General features: G+C 64.8%; 26 protein-coding genes. 17 read left to right on the forward strand and 9 right to left on the reverse strand.

Annotated features, from left to right (window positions below; translation table 11 throughout):
* Nucleotides 1-120 precede the first annotated feature (120 nt).
* The 8 genes from gmk to RT424_RS16135 all read left to right on the forward strand — a co-directional run bounded on the left by gmk (nt 121) and on the right by RT424_RS16135 (nt 6,304).
* Entirely contained in the window at nt 121-774 is a 654-nt protein-coding gene (gene gmk, locus RT424_RS16100; RefSeq protein WP_313440356.1) for a guanylate kinase, read from the forward strand.
* A gap of 146 nt (nt 775-920) precedes the next feature.
* On the forward strand, nt 921-1,673 hold the full coding sequence (locus RT424_RS16105) for a hypothetical protein (RefSeq protein WP_313440358.1): 753 nt from the start codon (nt 921-923) through the stop codon (nt 1,671-1,673).
* Between the two features lie 204 nt (nt 1,674-1,877).
* Nucleotides 1,878-2,714, forward strand: coding sequence for a 2,3,4,5-tetrahydropyridine-2,6-dicarboxylate N-succinyltransferase (dapD, locus tag RT424_RS16110; protein WP_132268491.1), 837 nt, complete (start codon nt 1,878-1,880; stop codon nt 2,712-2,714).
* Between the two features lie 168 nt (nt 2,715-2,882).
* Nucleotides 2,883-3,164: a hypothetical protein gene (locus tag RT424_RS16115; RefSeq protein WP_313440363.1), complete on the forward strand. Its 282-nt coding sequence runs from the start codon at nt 2,883-2,885 to the stop codon at nt 3,162-3,164.
* A 2-nt stretch (nt 3,165-3,166) separates the two neighbouring features.
* Nucleotides 3,167-3,604, forward strand: coding sequence for a DUF1810 domain-containing protein (locus RT424_RS16120; protein WP_313440365.1), 438 nt, complete (start codon nt 3,167-3,169; stop codon nt 3,602-3,604).
* Between the two features lie 121 nt (nt 3,605-3,725).
* Nucleotides 3,726-3,932 carry a hypothetical protein gene (locus RT424_RS16125; protein ID WP_313440367.1) on the forward strand — a complete coding sequence of 69 codons (207 nt, stop codon included), beginning with the start codon at nt 3,726-3,728 and terminating at the stop codon, nt 3,930-3,932.
* A gap of 163 nt (nt 3,933-4,095) precedes the next feature.
* Nucleotides 4,096-4,359, forward strand: a complete 264-nt coding sequence (locus tag RT424_RS16130; RefSeq protein ID WP_313440369.1) for a hypothetical protein — start codon at nt 4,096-4,098, stop codon at nt 4,357-4,359.
* 361 nt (nt 4,360-4,720) lie between these two features.
* Nucleotides 4,721-6,304, forward strand: a complete 1,584-nt coding sequence (locus RT424_RS16135; RefSeq protein ID WP_313440371.1) for a GMC family oxidoreductase N-terminal domain-containing protein — start codon at nt 4,721-4,723, stop codon at nt 6,302-6,304.
* A 19-nt stretch (nt 6,305-6,323) separates the two neighbouring features.
* On the opposite strand, the gene RT424_RS16140 is transcribed toward RT424_RS16135, so the two are convergent.
* A complete protein-coding gene (locus tag RT424_RS16140) occupies nt 6,324-7,127 on the reverse strand; it encodes a sugar phosphate isomerase/epimerase (protein WP_313440373.1) in 804 nt (267 codons plus the stop codon).
* Nucleotides 7,128-7,324: 197 nt separating this feature from the next.
* Here RT424_RS16140 and kdsA point away from each other — a divergent pair, with 197 nt between their 5' ends.
* Complete coding sequence (gene kdsA, locus RT424_RS16145) at nt 7,325-8,167, forward strand: 3-deoxy-8-phosphooctulonate synthase (RefSeq protein ID WP_313440409.1); 843 nt, start codon at nt 7,325-7,327, stop codon at nt 8,165-8,167.
* 28 nt (nt 8,168-8,195) lie between these two features.
* Here the strand turns inward: kdsA and RT424_RS16150 are convergent, their stop codons facing one another.
* The 3 genes from RT424_RS16150 to RT424_RS16160 all read right to left on the reverse strand — a co-directional run bounded on the left by RT424_RS16150 (nt 8,196) and on the right by RT424_RS16160 (nt 11,367).
* Entirely contained in the window at nt 8,196-9,005 is an 810-nt protein-coding gene (locus RT424_RS16150; protein ID WP_313440375.1) for a 3-deoxy-manno-octulosonate cytidylyltransferase, read from the reverse strand.
* Nucleotides 9,006-9,009: 4 nt separating this feature from the next.
* The gene (locus RT424_RS16155; RefSeq protein WP_313440377.1) at nt 9,010-10,047 is read right to left on the reverse strand and encodes a KpsF/GutQ family sugar-phosphate isomerase; all 1,038 of its coding nucleotides are present in this window, start codon (nt 10,045-10,047) and stop codon (nt 9,010-9,012) included.
* Nucleotides 10,048-10,329: 282 nt separating this feature from the next.
* Nucleotides 10,330-11,367: a phytanoyl-CoA dioxygenase family protein gene (locus RT424_RS16160; protein WP_313440379.1), complete on the reverse strand. Its 1,038-nt coding sequence runs from the start codon at nt 11,365-11,367 to the stop codon at nt 10,330-10,332.
* Between the two features lie 155 nt (nt 11,368-11,522).
* Between RT424_RS16160 and RT424_RS16165 the strand changes: the two genes are divergently transcribed.
* The 4 genes from RT424_RS16165 to RT424_RS16180 are packed head-to-tail and all read left to right on the forward strand — an operon-like array spanning nt 11,523 to nt 16,543.
* Nucleotides 11,523-12,701, forward strand: a complete 1,179-nt coding sequence (locus RT424_RS16165) for a DUF2279 domain-containing protein (protein WP_313440381.1) — start codon at nt 11,523-11,525, stop codon at nt 12,699-12,701.
* Nucleotides 12,702-12,735: 34 nt separating this feature from the next.
* Nucleotides 12,736-13,608, forward strand: coding sequence for an inositol monophosphatase family protein (locus tag RT424_RS16170; protein WP_313440383.1), 873 nt, complete (start codon nt 12,736-12,738; stop codon nt 13,606-13,608).
* Entirely contained in the window at nt 13,605-15,266 is a 1,662-nt protein-coding gene (locus RT424_RS16175) for a beta-3-deoxy-D-manno-oct-2-ulosonic acid transferase (RefSeq protein WP_313440385.1), read from the forward strand. Before RT424_RS16170 ends, RT424_RS16175 begins: the two co-directional genes overlap by 4 nt.
* Nucleotides 15,263-16,543 carry a capsular biosynthesis protein gene (locus RT424_RS16180; protein WP_313440387.1) on the forward strand — a complete coding sequence of 427 codons (1,281 nt, stop codon included), beginning with the start codon at nt 15,263-15,265 and terminating at the stop codon, nt 16,541-16,543. The genes RT424_RS16175 and RT424_RS16180 overlap by 4 nt, the downstream gene beginning before the upstream one ends.
* 9 nt (nt 16,544-16,552) lie before the next feature.
* Here RT424_RS16180 and RT424_RS16185 read toward each other — a convergent pair whose 3' ends face one another.
* Nucleotides 16,553-17,263 carry a fatty acid desaturase CarF family protein gene (locus RT424_RS16185; protein ID WP_313440389.1) on the reverse strand — a complete coding sequence of 237 codons (711 nt, stop codon included), beginning with the start codon at nt 17,261-17,263 and terminating at the stop codon, nt 16,553-16,555.
* Between the two features lie 65 nt (nt 17,264-17,328).
* On the opposite strand from RT424_RS16185, the gene RT424_RS16190 reads away from it, so the two are divergent.
* A complete protein-coding gene (locus RT424_RS16190; RefSeq protein WP_313440391.1) occupies nt 17,329-18,585 on the forward strand; it encodes a glycosyltransferase family 1 protein in 1,257 nt (418 codons plus the stop codon).
* Between the two features lie 23 nt (nt 18,586-18,608).
* Here the strand turns inward: RT424_RS16190 and RT424_RS16195 are convergent, their stop codons facing one another.
* The 3 genes from RT424_RS16195 to RT424_RS16205 form a co-directional block, all read right to left on the reverse strand.
* Nucleotides 18,609-19,148, reverse strand: coding sequence for a hypothetical protein (locus RT424_RS16195; RefSeq protein ID WP_313440393.1), 540 nt, complete (start codon nt 19,146-19,148; stop codon nt 18,609-18,611).
* Between the two features lie 119 nt (nt 19,149-19,267).
* Entirely contained in the window at nt 19,268-19,579 is a 312-nt protein-coding gene (locus RT424_RS16200; protein WP_313440395.1) for a hypothetical protein, read from the reverse strand.
* Nucleotides 19,580-19,808: 229 nt separating this feature from the next.
* Nucleotides 19,809-20,273, reverse strand: a complete 465-nt coding sequence (locus tag RT424_RS16205) for a hypothetical protein (protein WP_313440397.1) — start codon at nt 20,271-20,273, stop codon at nt 19,809-19,811.
* Nucleotides 20,274-20,343: 70 nt separating this feature from the next.
* Between RT424_RS16205 and RT424_RS16210 the strand changes: the two genes are divergently transcribed.
* The 3 genes from RT424_RS16210 (at nt 20,344) to RT424_RS16220 (ending at nt 21,603) form a co-directional block, all read left to right on the forward strand.
* The gene (locus tag RT424_RS16210; RefSeq protein WP_313440399.1) at nt 20,344-20,574 is read left to right on the forward strand and encodes a DUF2061 domain-containing protein; all 231 of its coding nucleotides are present in this window, start codon (nt 20,344-20,346) and stop codon (nt 20,572-20,574) included.
* 132 nt (nt 20,575-20,706) lie between these two features.
* A complete protein-coding gene (locus RT424_RS16215) occupies nt 20,707-21,135 on the forward strand; it encodes an OsmC family protein (RefSeq protein WP_313440401.1) in 429 nt (142 codons plus the stop codon).
* A gap of 159 nt (nt 21,136-21,294) precedes the next feature.
* Nucleotides 21,295-21,603, forward strand: coding sequence for an alkylphosphonate utilization protein (locus RT424_RS16220; RefSeq protein ID WP_313440403.1), 309 nt, complete (start codon nt 21,295-21,297; stop codon nt 21,601-21,603).
* Nucleotides 21,604-21,813: 210 nt separating this feature from the next.
* Here the strand turns inward: RT424_RS16220 and RT424_RS16225 are convergent, their stop codons facing one another.
* On the reverse strand, nt 21,814-22,284 hold the full coding sequence (locus RT424_RS16225) for a hypothetical protein (RefSeq protein ID WP_313440405.1): 471 nt from the start codon (nt 22,282-22,284) through the stop codon (nt 21,814-21,816).
* Between the last annotated feature and the right edge of the window lie 251 nt (nt 22,285-22,535).

Genomic DNA, 22,535 nt, shown 5'->3' on the forward strand with positions numbered 1-22,535 from the left:
TAGGCTGGGCGCCTTTGCCGCGATCTTGCGCCTAAAGATTCGCCAGCGGTTCCGGATCAAGTCCGGGACGACGGAAACGCACCCCCTTGATTTGCGCGCCTGCCGGCGGCATCGGGGCACATGGTCAATTCTCCGGACAATCCCGCCGACACGCTTTCCCGGCGCGGCCTTATGCTCATCATGTCCTCGCCCTCCGGTGCGGGCAAGACGACGATCTCGCGCATGTTGCTCGAACACGATTCGCACATCTGCAACTCGGTTTCCTGCACCACCCGCGCGCCGCGTCCGGGCGAAGTGGACGGCAAGGACTACTACTTCGTCAGCAAGGCCGAATTCGATCGCATGGTCGATGAAGGCGAGTTCCTGGAATGGGCGCATGTCTTCGGGCACAGCTACGGCACGCCGAAGGCGCAGGTGAAGGCCGGCCTGAAGGACGGGCAGGACTATCTTTTCGACATCGACTGGCAAGGAACCCAGCAGCTTTACCAGAAGCTGGAGCGCGACGTCGTGCGGGTGTTCCTGCTGCCGCCGAGCATCGACGAACTGCGTCGCCGCCTGACCGGGCGAGGCACCGATTCGATGGAAGTGATCGCCGCCCGCATGGAACGTGCCCGCTCGGAAATCAGCCATTGGGACGGCTACGACTATGTCGTGGTGAACGACGACATCGAAGCCTGCTTCGAGAAGGTGAAGAAGATCCTCGCCGCCGAACGCATGCGCCGCGCCCGCCAGACCGGACTGATCGGCTTCGTGCGCGAACTCATGGCGCCCTGAAGCGGTTTCGCCTTTCTAGCCGCGGTTTCGCATTTTCCAGCCGCGGTTTTGTCTTTCCGGCGGGCACTTGCGCCTTCCTCGTGCGTAGATAGTCGAGGAAAGGCCCAGCCCGGCCGGACCAGCCCGGCCGGAAAGGGAAGACGATCATGACCGCACGACGAATGCTATCGGGACGCATCCTCCCCTGGGTTTGCCTTCTTGCCCTCGGCGCCTGCGGTCCGTCCCCGAAAGAGGAAGCGACCACGCCCGCGCCTGCCGCCCAGGCAGATGCAAGCCTCGCCCCGGCTTCCACCGAAGCCCCGGCCATGACGCCGTCCGCCAAGGCGAGCGCCGGGCCGCTTTCCTGCGCGGACGAGATCGGTGCCACCGCCGCGCAGAAACGCGCCGACCTGTGCCGACAGGTTTCTCCCGCCACGCGCCCGCCCTGCAATGTCGCCAATAGCTGCGCGATGATCGAGAACGAGGTCGCCCGCAGCTGCTCGCTGTTCGCTTCCAAGGACGATCCGATGCCGGAATGCGGGATCGACCCCCAGAGCAAGGAAGCCGCCGCCGCCGTAGTCGAACGCTACTATTCGGCGCTCAATGCCCGCGACTTCGGCACGGCCTGGCAGCAGTGGGGCGACGATGGCCCACCGAACCAGACGATGGACCGCTTCGCTGCCGGCTTTGCCGATACCCGCTCCACCCACGTCACCATCGGCACGCTGGAGCCGGGCGACGCGGGCGCGGGTTCGATCTACCAGCCGGTCCCGGTGACGGTGGATGCCACGCTGGATGACGGCACCCGGCAACGCTTTCGCGGCACTTACGTGATCCGGCGGGTGAACGACGTGGAGGGCGCCACACCGGGCCAGTTGCGCTGGCACATCGATTCGGCCCAGCTCACGCCGGTGCGCTGAAGAAGATGTTTGAAAATTGGGGGCGCGGGAATGCGGTAAGAAAAATGCTCTCTGGAGCATCTTTCAAACGCACCGGGCGGATCGCCTGCCCCGCTTATGCTCCCTGCTTATGCATATCGCATCCTTCTTTCTTGTCCTCCCCGGTCGCACCCTCTAGGCGCGCCAGCAAACCTGCCTTTTGGCCGACCTTCTGGAGACGCGAACATGTCCGAACTCGAAACCGCGATCGAAGCCGCCTGGGATGCGCGCGACACCGTCACCCCTGCCAGCGCCGATGTGCGCAAGCTCGTCGATGAAGCGCTCGGCCTTATCGAATCGGGCGCCGCCCGCGTCGCGGAACCGGACGGAAACGGCGGTTGGAAGGTCAACCAGTGGCTGAAGAAGGCCGTGCTGCTCTCGTTCCGCCTGAACGACAACGCCCCGGTCGCCCACGGCGCCGGTGGCGCGCCCGCCTTCGACAAGGTGCCGGTCAAGTTCGAAGGCTGGGCCGACGAGGACTTCCGCAAGGCCGGCTTCCGCGTGGTTCCGGGCGCCGTCGCCCGCCGCGGCACCTTCATCTCGAAGAACGTGGTGCTGATGCCCAGCTTCGTGAACATCGGCGCCTATGTCGGCGAAGGCACCATGGTCGATACCTGGGCCACCGTCGGTTCCTGCGCCCAGATCGGCAAGAACGTCCACATCTCGGGCGGCGTCGGCATCGGCGGCGTGCTTGAGCCGCTCCAGGCCGGTCCGGTGATCATCGAGGACAACTGCTTCATCGGCGCCCGTTCGGAAGTGGCCGAAGGCGTGGTGGTGGGCGAAGGCGCGGTGATCTCCATGGGCGTGTTTCTGGGCGCCTCGACCAAGATCGTCGACCGTGCGACCGGCGAAGTCCACATCGGCAAGGTTCCGCCCTATTCGGTGGTCGTCCCCGGCTCGCTGCCCGGCAAGCCGCTGCCGGACGGCACCCCCGGACCGTCGCTCTACTGCGCCGTGATCGTCAAGACGGTGGACGCGCAGACCCGCTCGAAGACCGGCATCAACGAACTGCTGCGCGATTGATCATCGCGCCTGATCATCCCGACTGGGGCATGACGAAGGGGCCGGATGCAACCGCATCCAGCCCCTTCGATGCATTTCGCGCCCTCGGAACGGCCCCGGTCGTCACGCGTTGATCCCGGAAGAACGGCCGCGGACGGTCATGCCGCCGCCGAGAACCGGGAGATGCCCATGGAAACCCGTGGCGAGGAAATCCACGTCGACAAGACCGATGCCCGTGCCGGCGCGACGCCCAATGTCGTCCGTTACGTCCTGCTCATCAGCCTGGTGCTTGCTGTCGTCGCGATGTCGGCGATCTGGATATTCGGCGCAGTCAAGGCTCCCGACGATACCGGCGGCCCGGCCGATACCCGCGAGGCCGTGCAGCGCGGCGAGGTCGATCCCCAGGAACAACCCGGCGTCCAGAGTCCCGAACCGCCTCGTAGCGGGAATACGGCCCCCGGCGGAAGCTGACGGTGACCGGGCTGGCGCGCTTTATCGAAGCCCAGTCGCAAGACTACGAGCGCGTCGTCGCCGAGCTGGAGCAAGGCAGTAAGCGCAGCCACTGGATCTGGTATATCTTTCCGCAAGTGGCCGGCCTTGGGCAAAGCGAAACATCACGGCGCTACGCAATCGATGGCATGGCCGAAGCGCGCGCCTACCTTGCCGAGCCACTGCTGAAGGCGCGGCTCGATCAATGCACCAACCTCATGCTCGCCTGGCTCGGGCGTCGCAACGCCTCCGCCATCCTCGGCGAGCTTGATGCCCTGAAATTCCGCAGTTCCATGACGCTGTTCGAGGCGGCGGCCCGGGGCGGGAACGGGGGAGAACGTTTTTCCCGCGCGTTGGACGGCTTTTTCGAGGGGCTGCGGGACGATCGGACCCTGCGTCTCCTGAAAGACAACGGCGCATAGGATCGCGAGGGGAACTCAAACCCGGTTCCGCGCGTTCTTGACCATTGGCCCTCATTGTATAGCGGCCGTGCAGCCGCTCCCCAAGACTTCGGGCATGACTTCGGGCCACGGGAGAGTCGAGATGCAACGCGTCGGCGATGAAGTACATCTGGACGAGGACGAAGCCCGATCAGGCAGCACGCCCCACATCGTGCGTTACGTTCTGCTGGCCAGCCTCATTCTTGCGATACTGGCGATGTCCGCGATCTGGATTTCCAGAGCCTGGTGGGAACAACCGCCTCCGCAGGGCCATCCGGTGACGGCCGAGGAACACGCCCTTGGGGGTTAACAGCCCGTTTGAAACATGCCCGGGTTTAGAGTGACGCGGACCCAGGTGCATAATTCGCTTGCTTGCAAGGCGATCTTGCCGTGATCTGTCTTCGGGAGAAACGAGAAGAACCGACGCCGTCTAAAGACGGTGAGGAATCTTCTGCGAAGAGGATGCGAACGGTATGCAGGATCAGATCGATACGATTCCGGCCCACACTGGCTCGACCGACATAGGCAACGGCGATTTCTTGTCGGCGCCCCGCAATACGAACAGCGCGACACTCCCGATATTGCCCCATATCCTGGCGGCCATCTTCGGCGTCTTCGCTATCGCCATCGTGATCCTGTGGCTTTCCATCAGCGTTTGGAGCCGCCCCGATCCCCATCACCTGACGCCGGCCAATGCCCAGCAGCCTGCTGGCCGAACTCTCGGGACTGCGCCGTAAAACGGAAAAAATGAGCCGTCGATGGAAGCGTGTCCCGAGCGCGGAATGGCCGCGCTCCCGCCCCGGATCGATCCTCGCCCCCCGACGAAAGATCGATCCCCTGCATCGACGGCCCCCGTACGAACGACGCCTGAGCGCCCTTCCTTACTCGTCCGATACTGCGTTCGGTGGCGGGTGTATTCGCCATGTTCGAGACGGATGACAGAGTGTTGCAGGAATTTAATGATCCGATGCTGCAACTTTTCGCAGCCACCTTTGCGGGTGGACTTCCGGCCACCGCTTTGCGCCATCGCAGGGGCGGGTTTCGCGCCGAAATTCCGGAATGCTTGATCGCGGCCAGCCTCCGGCCTAGCCCATGGTCATGGGAGAGTTCGATTACATCGTCGTAGGCGGTGGAAGCGCCGGATGCGTGCTCGCCAATCGGCTGAGCGCGGATCCACGCCGCCGCGTGCTGCTGCTCGAAGCGGGCGGCAAGGACGATTACATCTGGATCCGCGTTCCGGTGGGTTATCTCTACTGCATCGGCAATCCCCGCACCGACTGGTGCCTCTCCACCGATGCCGAAGAAGGGCTGGGCGGCCGCAGCCTCAAGTATCCGCGCGGCCGCGTACTGGGCGGCAGTTCCTCCATCAACGGCATGATCTACATGCGCGGGCAAGCCGCCGACTACGATCACTGGCGCCAGACCGGAGCGCTTGGCTGGGGTTGGGAAGACGTGCTGCCCTACTTCACCCGCGCCGAGGACCACTACGAAGGCGCCGGTCCCTTCCACGGCAGCGGTGGGGAAATCCGCGTGGAGAAGCAGCGCCTGCGCTGGGACATTCTCGAAGCCTTCCAGGAAGCGTGCAGCCAACAGGGAATCCCGCAAGTGCCGGATTTCAACCGGGGCGACAACGAGGGATCGGGCTTCTTCCAGGTCACCCAGCGCGGCGGCTGGCGCTGGAGCGCGGCCGACGCCTTTCTGAAGCCGGTGCGCAGCCGTGCAAACCTGAAAGTGGAAACGGGCGCCAGCGTGGACCGCATCCTGATCGAGGACGGTCGGGCAACGGGCGTAACCTATTCCCTGGGAGGCCAGACGCGGACGGTGCGGGCTCGGGCCGAGGTGGTGCTCTCGGCGGGCGCCATCGGCTCACCGGCCATTCTGGAGCGCAGCGGGGTAGGCAGCGGGGCCCGGTTATCCGGCCTGGGCATGGACACGCTGGTGGAACTCCCCCGCGTAGGCGAGAATCTTCAGGATCACCTGCAACTGCGCTGCGCCTGGCGCGTAGCCGGGGTGCCCACGCTGAACCAGCGCGCCGCCAATCTCTTAGGCAAGGCCCTGATCGGGCTCGAATACGCGCTGCGGCGCAGCGGCCCCATGGCTATGGCGCCCAGCCAGCTCGGCGTCTTCACCCGCAGTCACCCGCGCTACGCCACGCCCAACCTGGAGTATCACGTCCAGCCACTCAGCCTGGAAGCCTTCGGCGGCGCGCTCGATCCCTTTCCCGCCTTCACCGCCAGCGTCTGCAACTTGCGCCCGGAGAGCCGAGGCAGCACCCATGTGACCGGACACGATCCCGCCGCGCCGCCGAGCATCCGCCCGAACTATCTCTCGGCCGAGGAAGATCGCGCAGTAGCCGCCCAGTCGATTCGCCTGACGCGGGAGATCGTCGCCCGGCCGGCGCTGGCCCGCTACGCGCCCGAGGAACTGCGCCCCGGATCGGACCTCACCACCGAGGAAGACTTGCGCCGCGCCGCCGCATCCATCGGCACAACCATCTTCCATCCGGTGGGCACGGCGGCGATGGGAAGCGTGGTGGATGCCCGCCTGCGCGTCTCGGGCATAGACCGCCTGCGCGTCGTCGATGCCTCGGTGATGCCGACGATCACCTCGGGCAATACCAATGCCCCCACCATGATGATCGCGGAGAAAGGCGCGGAGATGATCCTGGCCGACGCGCGATGAATCGCCGGCCCCGCTATTTTCAGGCCAGCAGGGCGCGCGTGCGGGCGACGACTTCCACCAGATAGTCGCGCGCAGCCTCGACGCCCAACCCGGCTTGCGGAAGCGACAGGTCCAGCCCCAGCGTCTTCCCACGCGGCAAGGCATCGACGAATTCGCGCAGCGGTAGTTCGCCCTCACCGGGAATCAGCCGACCGCTTTCGAGTTCAGCCGCGTAGTCTCCCTCGCCCTTGAGCAAACCGTCGCAGAGACGGACATGGCCGATCAGCGCCGCATCGAGTTCCGCCAGTTCCCGCACCTTTCCGCCGGTGCGGAAGAAGTGCATGGCATCCACCGTCACGCTGACCCGGTCCTGCCCGATGTGCGCCACCAGCGCGAGCGCCTCCTGCAAGTTGCGGAAGGTCATGACCGGCGAGAATTCGAAGGCGAAGTCCATGTCGCGTTCGCGCGTCATCTCGGCGAGGCGGGCCATGTAATCGAAGGCGCGATCGCGTTCGAGCCCGTTGTCGCGCGCACCGATACGGCGCGTGCCCAGTTCGGCGAAAAGGTCGAGGTCGCCCGCGTGCGCATCGGGCGCGATACTGGCAGAACCGTTGATCCCCTCGCCCAGGCCGATGCGCAGGCCACCGTCGGAGAGGGCCGCCCTCACCTCACGCCGAAGCGCCGCATCCTCGCGCAGCGACCACGGGGCGTAGCGATGGGACTGGCCCGTCTGCTCAAGACCCATCGATACCGCCTTGCAGCCCATGTCGGTGGCGAGGCGAACGTGATCGATGGGGCCCATGCCCGCGACCGTGCGCATGTCGATGCCAATGGGATGGGGCATGAAATATCCTCGTGACGTGATGGAGGGATGAGGCTTCCTGAATAGCCGTCCTTGCCGCATGCGCGAAGCCTCGATCGCTCGAAAACCACAGTTGGAGTGATCGGTGAACGTCAAGGGGAAGACACGGAAACCACTTGACGCCGGCCGCCCCCCCGGCGACGGCCCACCGCCTGCATCACGAGGACAGAATGCCAGACATGATTCCCTCCGTTTCCCTGCTTCCGAACCTGACTTTCGCCAACGACCGGCCTTTCGTGCTGATCGGCGGGATGAACGTCATGGAGAGCCGCGAGGCGGTGATGGACGTGGCGGCAGAATTCGTGCGGGTGACGGGCGAACTCGGCATTCCCTACGTGTTCAAGGCCAGCTTCGACAAGGCGAACCGCTCCTCGATCTCGTCGTTCCGAGGACCCGGGCTGGACGAGGGCATGAAAATCCTCGCCGAAGTGAAGGACCGGTTCGGCGTTCCGGTCCTGACCGATGTCCATGAGCCGTTCCAGGCCGAAGCGGTGGCCGAAGTGGCCGATATACTCCAGCTTCCCGCCTTCTTGGCGCGCCAGACCGATCTGGTGGTCGCGCTTGCCCGCACGGGCAAAGTCATCAACGTGAAGAAGCCGCAGTTCCTGGCGCCGCAGGAAATGCGCCACATCATCCGCAAGTGCGAGGATGCGGGCAACGGCCGCGTGCTGCTCTGCGAGCGCGGCTCCTCGTTCGGATACAACAACCTGGTGGTCGACATGCTGGGGATGGACGAGATGAAGGCCATGGCGCCTGTCGTCTTCGACGCCACCCATGCGCTTCAGCGGCCGGGTGGGCGAACGGACAGCGCCGACGGTCGCCGCACCCAGGCTGCCGCCTTGACCCGCGCGGGCATGGCGCTGGGCATCGCGGGACTGTTCCTGGAAGCGCATCCCGATCCGGACAAGGCGCTCTGCGATGGCCCCTGCGCCCTGCCGCTCGACCGCCTGCGCGCTTATCTGGAGCAGGTTCAGGCCATCGACCGGCTGGTGAAGGGCTTCTCGCCGCTCGACATCGACTGAGGGAAAGGACGCGGGCCTGAGCCCCGTCTCAGGCGATCCCGCGCTCCTGGAGAATGCGCTCGATCACGGGTTTGTCGCCGGGATTGTTCAACTCGATCGCATCCCACGACAGCGGATCGAGCGTCACCACCGAGACCGGCAGGCCGAGATCGAGGAAACGCAGCTGCTCCAGACCCTCCAGCAGCTCCAGCTCGCATGCGGGTGCGGCAACGTAGCGTTCCAGCGCCTCCCGGCGATAGGCATAGAGCCCGAGATGCAGATGGACCGGCGGGAACTCCCGCGCGGCTGCTTCCGCCGGAAGATAGGGCAGGACGCGCTTCGAAAAATAGAGCGCGCGCCCGCGTCCGTCGATCACGGCCGTAGTGCCGCCGACCCGGCCCTCGGCCTGATCCTGCACCAGATGCTCATAGACCGAGCGAGAGGCACGCACCGCCGGTGTGGCCATGATCGCCTCGGGATCCTGATGCAGTCTTTCCACCAGCGCGGGCACCACGCCCGCCGGGGAAAGCGGTGCATCCCCCTGCAAATTGACGACGACATCGGCGATCGGTCCCAGCCTGGCTATCGCCTCGGCACAGCGTTCGGTGCCATTGGCGCAATCCGGAGACGTCATGACGACCTGCCCGCCGAAGCTTTCCACTTCGGCGGCGATCCGATCGTCGTCGGTGGCCACCCAGACGCCGGTCGAGCCGGGCACGCTCATGGCGCAATCCCAGCTGCGGCGGATCAGGCTGCGCTCTTCGCCGGTTGCCCCGGTCAGCCTTACGAGCGGCTTTCCGGGGTAGCGGCTCGACGCGAAGCGCGCCGGGATGACGATTGCAAAACTGGAGGAAGTCAAAGGTTCAGCTCAGCCCCGAGCGCAGGAAATCGTGGAGATGGATGATGCCGATCGGGATCTGGTTGATCGTGGCCACCATCTCGTCCTCGACGACGGCGCAGCGCGGGCCATCCTCTCCGACGACGAAGGCGCAGGTGATCTGGGCATCGTTGAGGAAGCGCAAGGCATCCTCGGCCGCCATGTCGGCGCGAAGCATCTTGGGTCGCGGTGTCATGACCTCACGCGCGCGGACCTGGTCCAGCATCTTGAAATGCCGCCGCAGGTCGCCATCGGTAATGATGCCCACCAGTCGGCCCGCAGCATCGACCACGCCGGCAATGCCGAAGCCCATCGATGTCATGCAGGTGATGACGTCGTCCATCGGCAAGTCGAGATCGACCAGCGGCAGCTTGTCGCTGCCGTGCATGAGCTGGCTTACCGAAGCCAGCCGCAAGCCGATCGAGCCGCCCGGATGAAGCGCCTTGAGGCTTTCCTTCGACACGCCCTGCATGTCCATGAGCACCATGGCGATCGCATCGCCCAAGGCGAGCTGCTGAGTGGTCGAACTGGTGGGCGCGATATTGGAAGGGCAGGCCTCGGTGGCGACGGGCAGCAGGATGCAGACGTCGGATCGGCGCTCGACCAGCGAATCGGCATAGGACGTCATGCCCACCACGGGAATGCCGCAGCGTTCCACGTGATCGAACAGGACCTGAAGTTCGGCGGTGTTTCCCGAGTTGGAAATCGCCAGCACCACGTCACCCTCGACCACCATGCCGAGATCGCCATGAGCGGCTTCTCCGGGATGGAGATACATCGCCGGCGAGCCCGTGGCGGAAAGCGTTGCGGCGATCTTGCGCGCGATATGCCCCGACTTGCCCACGCCGGCCACCACGATTCGCCCGGTTGCCCCGGCAAGCAGCTGGCAGGCTTTGGTGAAGCTCGTGCCCAGCGATGCTGCCAGGTTATCCAGGGTGCGCGCCTCTATATCGATGACTTCGCGTGCTCGAGATACAATGAGATTGCTGGCCCCGACGGTGATCGGGACGACCGAATTCGACAACTTAAACCCCCTGGTCGCGTGCTTTCGATTATCGCGCATCGCCTACACCTTGCTGGCTGCAGTGCACAACGCCACAGTTCTGACATGAACTGTTGTACGTCCGCACAGTCCGCGATTTTGTGCTACGCAGCACGACCTCTTATGTAAACCCCACGATATCCCTGATTTCCTCGACCTGTCGCAAAATTGGCACAAGCTCCGGCAAGTAGCAGGAAGCTATAGTTTCTCAATTAAACTGTTACCCTGCGGCAACAGCAATATCGCGAGGGCGAGTGCGCCGTTTCAGTTGCGCGCATCTATCGCGCGGCGTCGACCGGCGCTGCGCCAGGGCTGTCCGGCCACGCTCTCGAACCGGTCCCGCAGCGCCCAGAGCCAGCCGACTCGACGCTCGGCCAGACCCGGAATGCTCAGCAGATCGCCCCCCAGCCACGGGACGAAGGGATTGCGCCGGGAATAGGACCAGATCTCCACCCGCTCGATCGGGCGCACCGAGCCCCCTCGGGCGTGAAAACCCAGGGTGTCGGCCACGACCAGGGTATTCGCCGCGACAGCCATGGGGCGCGGCTGCGGCAGCTTCATATCGGAAAGGTCGTCCTGCCCCACGCGCGGCGACCCGCGGGCTGAAAGGCGATCGATCGCTTTCGGATCGGCAAGACTGCGGCGATATTCCCAATCCAGCCGCGCAGGGGTCAGCCGATGCGATCCCGGCACGAAAGTGAAGGGCGCCTCGTCGGCCGGAACCGGGTTCAGGAACAGCCAGGACTTCAGCGAGGAATGAAACGCATCGGCATGAAGCGCCTCCTGGGGGTCCGCTTCATTGCTGGCATCGTGCGTCACGATCGTCTGGACATAGTGCAAAGGCGCGATGCGGAATCCCGCGACGTAGTGGAACAGCGCCTTGAGATCGTCGCGCTCCAGAAGACGGCGGAGTTCGGGGATGGAACGCAGCATCGCGGGGTCGATCGCAAGACGACGCGTGATCGCATCGCCCTGCCGCATCTCCCGCGCCTCGCCTTCGTAGCCGAGGATGGCGGCGCGCAGCGGCGCAAACTGCTCCGCCGGTATCACGTTCTCGATCGCCACGAAGCCGTCGCGATCGAAGGCCTCGCGCCAGTCGGCCCGCACTTTGCGCGCCAGCCGCCGTCGCCGCCACGCACAGAGCGCTCCCGCCAAGCGCACCCGCGCCCGGTGCAGGCCAAGACGGTTCAGGCGCTGCGAACCGAGCAGAGGATTATCGAGAAAACTCTTCGCCGAGGTGCCCAGCTGGAATATCCAGAGCGGCGCCATGAGTAACGACTTGACCGGCTTGAGAACAATCATATGAAGAGGGCTACCGATTTCGGGGGGTTAGGCAATGGCCCCTTTGACAGGTGGCTGGCAACTGATTTCGTGGCTCTTGCGTCTCCGAAATACGGCTCGCCTGCAATTTGGCCGGTAATTTGGCATAACGTTTCAGGGTACGAAAATTGATGAGGATGGGTTACCGCGGCCGGGCGGTTCTGGCGCTGGCCGCATGCCTGCCGGCAACGCCCGCCTGGGCCGATGCCTTCGACGGTGCGGAGGTTTCGAATGCCGGCGCTCCCGCCTTGATGGAGATTCCGGCACCGGCATCCCCATTCGATCCGAACAATCCTCAACCGGGCTCGGTACGGCAATGGAACCTGGCGGACATCGCCGCTCCCCACGCCGAGCCCAACCTGACGGCCCTCTCCCTCGCCGCGCCTGAACCGGGCAAGACGATCGCCGAAGACGCCTATGGTCCGGCGGATACGGCGCCTGTTGCAAGTACCGTGATTTCAGGCCCCGCTGCCTCGCTGCCGCCCGGAGTGAGCCTCAACGGCACCGGCCATGTCCCGCGCGAATACGCCCAGTATCGCGGCTTCTTCAAGCAGGCCGGCACGATCAAGACCGAACTGGCGATCCTGGCCATCTACATGGGCGCGCAGACGATCCCGAAGCTGACCAAGGAAACCACCTCGTTCCATTTCAAGGACGAAGGCTGGTTCGGCAAGAACACCACCAGTCTCGGCATGGATAAGCTCACCCATGCCTTCAACACCTATCTGATCGCGGACATCCTCCACGCGCGCCTGCACAAGAACACCAATGCCTCCGAGGGCGATGCCCTCACCGCAGGCATTCTCGCGGCGGGCCTGATGGCGATCAACGAAGTGTCCGACGCCATCGAGCCGGACAGCGGCTATTCGATGCAGGACATCGCCATGAACGTCAGCGGCGCGGCGCTGTCGGTTCTGCGCAATACAGTGCCTGGTCTGAAGGAAAAGATCGCCTTCAAGATCGAGATCATGCCGAACCACCAGATCTACAGCCATGTCGGCAAGGAGCACTACGAACAGCAGCGCTTCATGCTCTCGCTGAAGGCCGCCGGCTTCGAAAGCCTGCGCAAGACGCCGCTGCGCTATGTCGATTTCCAGGTGGGCTATTACGCCAGCGACTTCCTCAACAGCGATCGCGACAAGGGTATCGAACCGAAGCGTCACCTGTTCTTCGGCCTCGGCCTGAACGTGGGTGAGCTGTTCTTCGGCAATTCCAACTCGCGCTTCGGCAAGGCGGCGCATTCGGTGCTCGACCACATTCAGCTTCCCTACACCTCCATTCGTGTCGACACGCATGGAGAGATCGGCCATCCGTGACCGGCCGATCGAACGGGACCGAGGCCCACTGATCATGGACCAAAGCCTTACGCCTGCGGTCGAGCAGGTGATGCGCGATGCCGCGCGCCGCGCCATCATGCCGCGATTCGGCACGGCTGGCGCAATGCCCGTCGCCGACAAGGGCGCGCATCCCGGCGAGACGGAGCCGGTGACCGCGGCCGACCGCGAATCCGAGGCGATCCTGTGCGAACACCTTGCCGGGCTGATCCCCGGCGCGCGGGTGATCGGGGAGGAAGCCGTGCATCACCGGCCGGACCTGCTGGAAGGACTCGGTTCGGGAACGTGCTGGATCGTCGACCCGCTTGACGGCACGGCCAATTTCGCCGCCGGAACCGGGCCTTTCGGACTGCTCGTGGCACTGGTCGACGATGGCGTGCCGGTGGGGGGATGGATACTCGATCCGCTGTCCGGCCGCTTCTGCGCCGCGCTGGACGGCTGCGGCGCGACGATCGATGGAGTGCCCTTCCGCACAGGTATCACAGGCCATGCGCGGCCCACTGTGGCCGTCACTCGCCTGTTCACCGATCCCGCACGACGCAGGCGCCTCATCGCCTCGCTCGCCACGGACGCCGACGTACTCGACAGCCCCCGCTGCGCCGCCGATCAATATCCGCGCGTAGCCTCCGGCGAAAACGATGTGACTCTGTTCACCCGAACGTTGCCCTGGGACCATGCCGCCGGCGTGCTGTTCCTCAATGAAGCGGGCGGACGCGCGAGCCGGGCCGACGGCACGCCCTATCGCTGCGACGAAGCCCGCGAAGGCCTGATCGTCGCCACCTCGCCCGCAACCTGGGACTGGGCCGCCGATCGCCTGTCGGTCCTGGGCGAGACGCTGGCTTTCTCGACCGAACCAGCCGAAACCGCATCGCGCGAGGTGGGACGATGAGCCCACCGTTCCTGCGCATCCCTCCTTTCCCGGGCCATCGCGCATCGCCGTTGGCACAGGACGGCACCACGCCCGTCACCGACGCGGCAACGCTCGTCGATCGGCTGCGCCGGGCCCGCGTGGCGGGAGAGTTCTGGGCTGCGGCGCCGTCCCTGCCGGAAGGCCGCACGGTGCTGGCGTCCGCCTCGGGAACGGCTGCGGCGGGCCTTGTCGCCCAGCACCTTCGCGACCATTTTCACGACAGCGACGGCATGCAGCAGGTGGTCTCGCGCGGACGCATATCCGGCCTTGAAGCGCTACCCCAGGTTCCTGCGGCCAGCGATCCCTGGAGCCTCTGCGCCCAGGCCGATCGCGTGGTGGCCGACGCCGACGATGAGCTTCTGCTGATCGCCGCGCTCTGCGGATGCGAGATCGAGATCGTCGGTTCCGGGCGCTTCGCGGCCTTGTCGGACCCGCAGGGACTGGAAGGCGCCGTCGCCGCAGAACTCTCCCGCTGGACTTACCGCGATCCCTTCGACGGCAGCCGGATCACGCCCGCCCAGGCCATCGACCTGCTCGACGGCTGGCGCAGGCTGATCGAGGCCAATCGCGCGGTCGGCGCCATCTACGGCATCGCCAGATGGAAGCGGATCACGGCCGACAACCTGCTCTGGGATGGGACGGGTTCGGTGCGTCATGCCGATGGCGCGCCCCTGACCGGCCATCCCGCGCGGGCCTTGGCCTGGATCGCGCGGAGCGACGCCCATGTCCTGTCCGAACTGGAAGCGCGCGGCATCGCGGTGGGCGAGATCGAGGACGGCATGATCCGCTCGACCGGCCTGGGCGCCAATTGCGTTCCGCCGCTGTCAATCGTGGTCGATGCCAACGGTCCCCACTTCGATCCCGCCCAGGCGAGCGAACTGGAGATCATCCTCGAGACAGCGACGATCCCCGAACCCGTCCTGGAACGCGCGCGCGCCTTGCGCGAACGGCTCGTTGCCGGTGGGATCAGCAAGTACGGGCAGGATGCGGGACATGCCGCGTCTGCGAATGATGCGCACAGGGCAGACGATGGCCACGAGGCCCGCAAGCTGGTGCTCGTGACCGGCCAGGTCGAGGACGACCGCTCGGTGCTGCGCGGCGGCGGCGGGCTGGACAACCTGCAACTGCTCCGCCGCGCCCGCGACCATGAACCGCAAGCGCATATCGTGTTCAAGCCCCATCCCGACGTCGAGGCCGGCCATCGCAAAGGCCACGTTCCGGACGGACGGGCGCTGGAGTTTGCGGACGAGATCGACCGCACCTCCTCGATCGCGTCCTTGCTGGACCGGGTCGATGCCGTGCATGTGCTGACCTCGCTGGCGGGGTTCGAAGCCCTTATGCGCGGGCGCGAGGTCGTCACGCACGGGGTGCCGTTCTATGCCGGCTGGGGCCTCACGCGCGACCTGGGCGAGGTTCCCGCCCGACGAACCCGAAAACGCACCCTGGAGGAATTGGTGGCGGCTACGCTCATTCTCTATCCCCGCTACCTCGACCCCGTCACGCGCCTGCCATGTGGTCCGGAAACGCTGGTGGACAGGATTGCCAATGGACAGGCCAACGTGCGATCAGGACTTATACGCTTGCGCGAAGTTCAAGGGAGGATGAACCGCGTGCTTGGATGGATGACCCGGCGATGAAGCATCTCCTTCTGACCACTGGAGAGCGCCGGTTCCTGTTTCTGCAAGGTCCGCCGGGCCCGTTCTTCCAGGCACTGGGCGAAGAGCTGCGCCGTCGCGGCGCTGCCGTCCACCGCATCAACCTCTCCGGTGGAGACCGTCGCGACTGGCGGGACGGGGCTACGGATTACCGGGGCCTCATGCGCGACTGGCCGCTCTATTTCGATCGCTACGTGCAGGAGCACGGGATCACCGATGTGGTCCTGTTCGGCGATTGCCGCCCGATGCACATGCGGGCGATGCGACTTGCGCGCCTTCGCGGAGTTCATTTCCATGTCTTCGAGGAAGGCTACATCCGTCCCGACTGGATGACGCTGGAGCGTGACGGGGTTAACGGAAACTCCCCGTTCGACCGGGATCCGCAGAACCTGCTGGCGGACGCGGCGAAGCTGCCGGAAATCCCGGACCTGCCTTCGATCACCGCATCGTTCAACCGCCGCGCGCACGACAGCTACTGGCATTATCACAACGTCGTGACCGGACGGCTGCTGCTGCGCTTCCCCTTCTACCGCACGCATCGCCAGGGTTCGATCGTTCTGGAGGGCTTCGGCTGGATACGCCGTTTCGCCCTGCGCGATCGCCGCGCCCGGCAAGCACGGGAAACGCTGCGGGACATTGCCGGGAAGCCCTACTTCCTCTTTCCGCTCCAGCTCTCCGGCGATTTCCAGATCCGCTCGCATTCGCCGTTCCTGTCGATGGCGATGGCGCTGGATTATGTCCTCGCCAGCTTCGCCCGCCATGCGCCGAAGGAAGCGCTGCTGGTGATCAAGGAGCATCCGCTCGACGTGGGCTTCCGCAACTGGCGCTCGACGATCCGCCGCCGTGCCGCACATTTCGGTCTCGACGGGCGTGTGCTGCATATCGACGGCGGCGACCTCCAGCCGCTTTGCGAGAATTCGATCGGCATGGTCTGCGTCAACAGCACGTCGGGAACGCTCGCGCTGGCATCGGGCACGCCGGTGATCGTGCTGGGCGACGCCGTCTACGACGTTCCCGGTATCACCCACCAGGGATCGCTGGACCGTTTCTGGCGCAGTCCGGAGCTGCCCGACCGCAGTCTCTATGCCGCCTTCAAGAAGGTGCTCCATGCCAGGTGCCTGGTGCGCGGTGGCCTTGCCAGCGAATCGGCGACCCGAACCCTTGTGGAGAACAGCATCGAACGCCTGCTGGTGCCGGTGGAAGCGCCGGAGCGCCCCGCCGTCCGCCGTCGCTATGCGCCGGTTGCCAGCATGCCCTGAAGCTTCGGATCAGGAAGAGGGCTCGAGATTCGCGTCAGGCAGGTGGCCACGTGAACGGAGGAAGCGGAACAGGGCATTGACCAGCGGGTTCGACCAGCCCGAGTTGGTTGCGAAGTCCCGCTTCAGGGTATCGTGATGGATCTGGTGCGCCGCTGGCGACATCAGCAGGCCCAGCTTGCGCATGGCCACGATGAACCACGGATTGTCCTGGCGGTGGAGCGTGCCGTGGAAGTATTGGGCGAAGGCGCCGCCGACCAGGAAAGTCGCGAAACCGGCCATGACCCAGCCGGGAATGGGAAACAGCAGGGCAGCCAGATTGCCGATGATCGAGATCGGCAGCGCGCCGGCAATGACGGTGGAGCCGATCAGCCGCCACAACTGCCGCCGCCCAAGCGCGTCCGGCCGCGGATGGTGGTTCTTGAAATCGTAGGAAATCCGCTCGAACGGATTGAGCCGCCGCATCCGGTCGCGGAACATGCCCTGGTATTCAGCGCTTTCACGCGATCCCTCGTAGAAGAAGATCGCATCGAGCCCCATGCCAGGGCGGCAGGGCCGATAATCCATGTACATGTGGATCAGGCCGGAAAGCAGGTCCGCGAAATACCAGGCGGCGAGCATGGCCGGGATCGCCAGCCAGCTGGGATCCGTCACCGCCAGGACCATGCTGGCGGCCACCGAGGCCAGGAATGCCCAGAGGAGGATACGCTGCGTGAATGACATGGCTCTGCCAGTACCCTCTCGCGCGGCGCTTGCCAATCGATCCTGACCGCTGCTACCCGCCGGCCATGTCTTCCCTGGCGCCCGCTCCGGCCATCACCATGACCCGCTCCCGCGCCCGAGCTCAGGCCGATAGCAAAGCGCAAGCAGATCCCCAGCCTTTCGTGCTGGACGTCAGCCGTTTGATCTGGCGCCTCTGGGCAGGTCGATTGCCGACCGGGATCGACCGCGTATGCCTGGCCTATCTGGAGGAATTTGCGGATCGCGCGCTCGCCATGCTGCAATGGCGCGAGCATCGCGTGGTGCTTGGCCCCCGCGCCAGCCGGAAGCTCTTTTCGCTTCTGCTCGGCGGCGTCGGCAAGCCGATAAGGCGCGCGCTAGCGGCCCGGCTCGCGGCCGCCATTCCGCTCGCCATCGCCCGCCCGCCCCGTGTCGCGGGCAAAATCTACCTCAATGTCGGCCACACCGGCCTCAACGTCGTAGGGCTGGTCGACTGGCTGGCGGAGCGAAACCTGCGACCGGTCTTTCTCATCCATGACCTGATCCCCATCACGCATCCGCAATATTGCCGCGCCGGCGAAGCCGAACGCCACGCCGCGCGCATGCGCAATGCGCTGGCGGCGGCGGCCGGCTTCATCGTCAACTCCGCCGATACCGGTGCGGAACTGACGCGGTTCGCTCATGCCGAGGGTCGCGAACCGGCGCCGATCCTGGTCGCCCACCTCGGCATCGAACCGCTTTCCGCCAGCAAGGTTGGCGAGACGCAGGCCGTGCCCGCCAAGAGGCCGTATTTCCTTTGCCTCGGCACGATCGAGGCCCGCAAGAACCATATCCTGTTGCTGCAGGTCTGGGACGCGCTTCGCGAAAGACTGGGCACCGCCACTCCCGACCTCATCCTGATCGGCCAACGCGGCTGGGAAGCCGAACAGACGTTCGAGCTTCTGGATACCCGCCATCACGACCAGGGCCGCATCATCGAGCTTCCCCGCTGCACCGACGGCGAATTGGCCGCTTGGCTGGACGGTGCCCGCGCCCTGCTGATGCCGAGTCATGTCGAGGGCTATGGCCTGCCGGTCCTGGAAGCCCTGTCACGCGCCACGCCGGTGATCGCCACCGACCTTCCCGTCTATCGCGAACTGGCGCCGGGCATTCCGATGCTGCTGCCCGCCGACGATCGCGAGGCCTGGGAAAACGCCGTCCTCGCCTGCATCGACGACAGCGGGGAAAGGACGCGCCAGAAAAGCCTGCTCGTCGGCTATCGTGCGCCCGACTGGGCCGGGCACATGACGCTGGTGAAAACCTGGCTGGACGGGCTCCCATCCTAGGCCGCTTACGGCCCTAGAGCGCTCTATCCGATCGAGCAGCCCTCACCCTCGCTGCTCTTGGAGCCGTCCGACCGATACCATGTCGCGATCGGACTCGCCTTTTCGTCATAGTAACAGACCGCCGAAACGGAATTGCTGGTGGCGTCCACGTGAACGGCATAGTTGTGCGCACCGCAGTTGTGCAGTTCGCACTGGGAGGCGGCGATGTCGTTGTCCTTGCGCATGACCGGACCGACCGGGCCCTTCATCGCGGCGATGGCCTCCAGCACCTTGGGGTCGGTAACCGCGCGGGACACGCCTTCCTGCACGACGGGATGCTGGAAGAAGGAATGGTCGCCCACCTTGTCCAGCGGGTACTTCCCGACATAGACGGAGAGGCTATCGACGACGCCCGACGATGCGTCGGCCGCAGTCGCGACTTCGGCAGGAGTGGATTGCTCGACCATGGGTGCGGCGGTTGGGGCCGGGGTCGGCTCGGCTTCGCGCTTGCAGCCGGCGAGGCCGCAGGCGAGTAGAACGAGGGCGATGCCGGACAACATGGCATGCCGTTGCGGGGTCTGCATCGGGCTCTCCTCCAACAGTTTCGAACACGCGTCGATCACATTGGTGATCGCAGGTGCAATCGCTTGGCAGGATCGACCGTTCCCCACCGGATCGCAAGAAGTAACCGCGAACGCCGCGCTCAGCCGCGGATGGCGGGCCTCATGCGCATGGCGAAGGAAATGACGAATGGCCAGAACAGCGTCGCCACCACATCGCGGATGGTGTCAGGCCAGTTCCAGGAGCCGTGGGCCAGCCGATCGAGATATTCGTTCGCGGCCTCGAACAGCACCACCATCGCAAGCGGCCAGGCGGAACTGAGCTTCTTCTTCATGAGAATCGCCGTCAGCAACCAAATCGTAAGCCCCGCATATGTATGCGCGAACTTGTCGGGGGCGGGGCACTGCGCGACGATCCAGGCGATCGCGCGCTCGTAATGGTGGACGAATTCCATGGCGCCTTATGCTGCGCCGCACCAGGCCGGTCCAGACCCGAAAGCTCCGCCATGGCGACAATCCGGAACATCGTGTCGGAAAAAACATCGAGATCGACAAACATCGAGGCGCGCCGGATCGCTGTCCGACGCGCCTCGATCTTCTCCCTTCCCTCGGCCTTCGCGGCTTTTGCGCCGCGCGCTCTTTCGTTTCGTATTCGGACGACGCCCCGGCGGGCAGCGTCTCGCGTCAAGCCAGCTTTCGCTGAAGCCTGACAAGCGCGTGATCGATCGCTTCTCGCGCGGCATCGTCCACTGTGCCGGACACCACCCGATAGACGATCCGCCCTTCATCCAAAGAATAGGCCACCGTCGCCATGCCGTCATTGAAACTGGCAAGGTACAACGCCGGCTTTCTCTGGATGAGGGCGAGATCGTCCGCTCGGGGAACCAGGCTGTCTCTCATGAAGTAGGCGCCGATCATATCCGGCGAACCCGTTTCCGATGGCATGATGACCGACAACAGGGCCGCCTCGTCCGCAGATTCTCCGGCCAGCGCCGCGCCCGTGAAGGCGCTGCCGCTTCCCGAGGCGAGAACCAGGGCGAAGCCCACCTGCAATGCTGTCAGGAACCGCGCCATGACACCATCCTCTTCCAACACGGCACCGTTCATGCGGGCCGTCTTTCTTGGTTTGAAGGCATAGCAGCCGATCATGGAAATCGGAAGTCGTCATTGGAGCAAAGGCCGGAAAGGCCGATATTTCGCACTGCGAAAGGAAACGACCATGTCGCGTGATATCATCAAGACACTGACATACCTGAGCGTCCATCTGACGGTGGGCTTCACCGTAGCCTATGTAATGACGGGATCGCTTGCCCTGGCTGGTGGGATCGCGCTTGTGGAACCCTGCATCAACGCGATAGCCTTCTGGTTCCACGAACGGGCCTGGAAGCGATTCGATGCTGCATCCGCTAACCCCGGAACGAGGGCCATCCACGCGCTTCATCCCGCCTGAACATCGGACCCGCAACGGCTCAGCCCCGAATCGGGAACACTTGCCCTGATCGGACCTTGTTCCCGCTTATCCGCTTCACACTTCCCCGATTGCACGACCCCCCAATTGCATCACCAACGAAAGGATTCCGGCATGACGACGAACTCCGCTTCCGCACGCTATTCAGGCCTTGGCAAGGACGGCAAGGGCGCCATCACCACCCGCTCCGGCGTGCTCAGCGACCAGCCTTACGGCTTCGGCACCCGTTTCGAAGGGCAGCCCGGCACCAATCCCGAGGAACTGATCGCCGCCGCTCATGCCGCCTGCTTCACCATGGCCACCAGCTTCGCCCTGGCCAAGGCAGGGTTCTCCGACGGTACCCTGGACACCCAATGCACCGTCACTCTGGACAGCGCGGACGGCGGCTTTACCGTGACCAAGTCCGCCCTCACCCTCAAGGCCAGCGTGCCCGGCATCGGCCCCGAGGAATTCGCAAAGCTGGCCGACGAAGCCAAGGCCGGGTGCCCGATCTCCAAGCTGCTGAACTGCGAGATCACGCTCGAAAAGTCGCTGGAAGGCTGACGCGCGTTGCTGGAGGGCTGACGCGCGTTGCTGGAGGGCTGGCGCCCAAGGCGCCGGATGCTCTGTCCGGCGTCAGAATGTCCTATCAATGCCTCCCATCGCCTGCCATGGCCACGCCGAACGGAAGGTTCCTCAAGGAGCCTTGACGAAAGGACGATCATGGCAGGCGATGACGAGGATTACGTCTATGACGAAGACAGCGGCGAATGGATGCCCGCGTCCGAACTGGCAGGCAAACGCGCCTCGGAAAATACCGTCGAAGTGCGCGATGCCGTCGGCAATGTCCTGGCGGATGGCGACCAGGTTACGCTGATCAAGGATCTCGACGTCAAAGGGGCGGGACAGACCCTGAAGCAGGGCACGCTGATCAAGTCCATTCGGCTCACTGGCGATCCGCAAGAGATCGACTGCAAATATCCCGGCATCAAGGGCCTGGTCTTGCGTGCGGAGTTCGTCCGCAAGCGTTGAAGCGGGAACAGGCAATATCCTGCCGAGTTTCCATCATCGACGGGGCAAGACGAGAATAGCACTGCCGATGAAGATCAACGTTCTGGGCGCCATAGCCGGCGCGATCATCCTGGGAGGACTGGCCGGCGCATGCCTTCCGGCTGGTCCCGAAACAAAGCAGACAAATCAGGGCTCCCGCGGCAAGTCCGCAGCCGGCCAATCGCACGCCGCTCAGCGGCTTTCGGTTGACGAAGAGTCCCGTTCCACCGGCCGTCGCGCATCTGTCCAGGCGCAACCCTGACGCGTTTCTTCCCCGATCTTCAGCAAAGCGGTAAAAGGATAGGCGCGGTCCGACATGCCGTCGCTGCAATTGCCCGGCGCAATAGCCAGAACCAAGGGGACACCCTGAGCGTCGCCGCTGAAGGATAGTCCGCCACGACCCGCGAACCGGGCCACGGGGAAGGCCTTCACCTGAGGTTCGTCCGGGGTGGTGTAGGTCATCCGCCCGTTGGCGACTTCCCCGTTCCAGAACGGCTCCGTCCCGATGACGCGAATCCGCTCGTGTTCGGATATGTCGTGGAATGGCGCGCGATCGCCGGCATCGCCCGGCATGTCCTTGGGTGCGCCGTGGCATGCTGAAACGGTGAGGCTGACCACGGCAGCAAGGAGAATGCGCTGCATGGCAGCATGAATTCGGCTCATGGCGAAGACGTAGCTCTATCCTGCAAGGGACGCAATCGACACCTCCATGCGACGGAAATCCCGCGCTCCGAAACCAGCGATTCGCTAGCAAGAGAACGATGGTCCCGCCCCTCAGTCGTGAAATTTCGCTAAAGAGCGGCAGCGACCCCATGCGCCGTTACCGCTAACATCATCATACTACGAGGATTTTACCTCAGTTGCGCAATACGCAACACCGATGGCAAGTTATTCCATTGCGACAGCGGTGCCGA

Source organism: Novosphingobium sp., assembly GCF_032093395.1.
In the GTDB taxonomy this organism is placed as follows: domain Bacteria; phylum Pseudomonadota; class Alphaproteobacteria; order Sphingomonadales; family Sphingomonadaceae; genus Novosphingobium.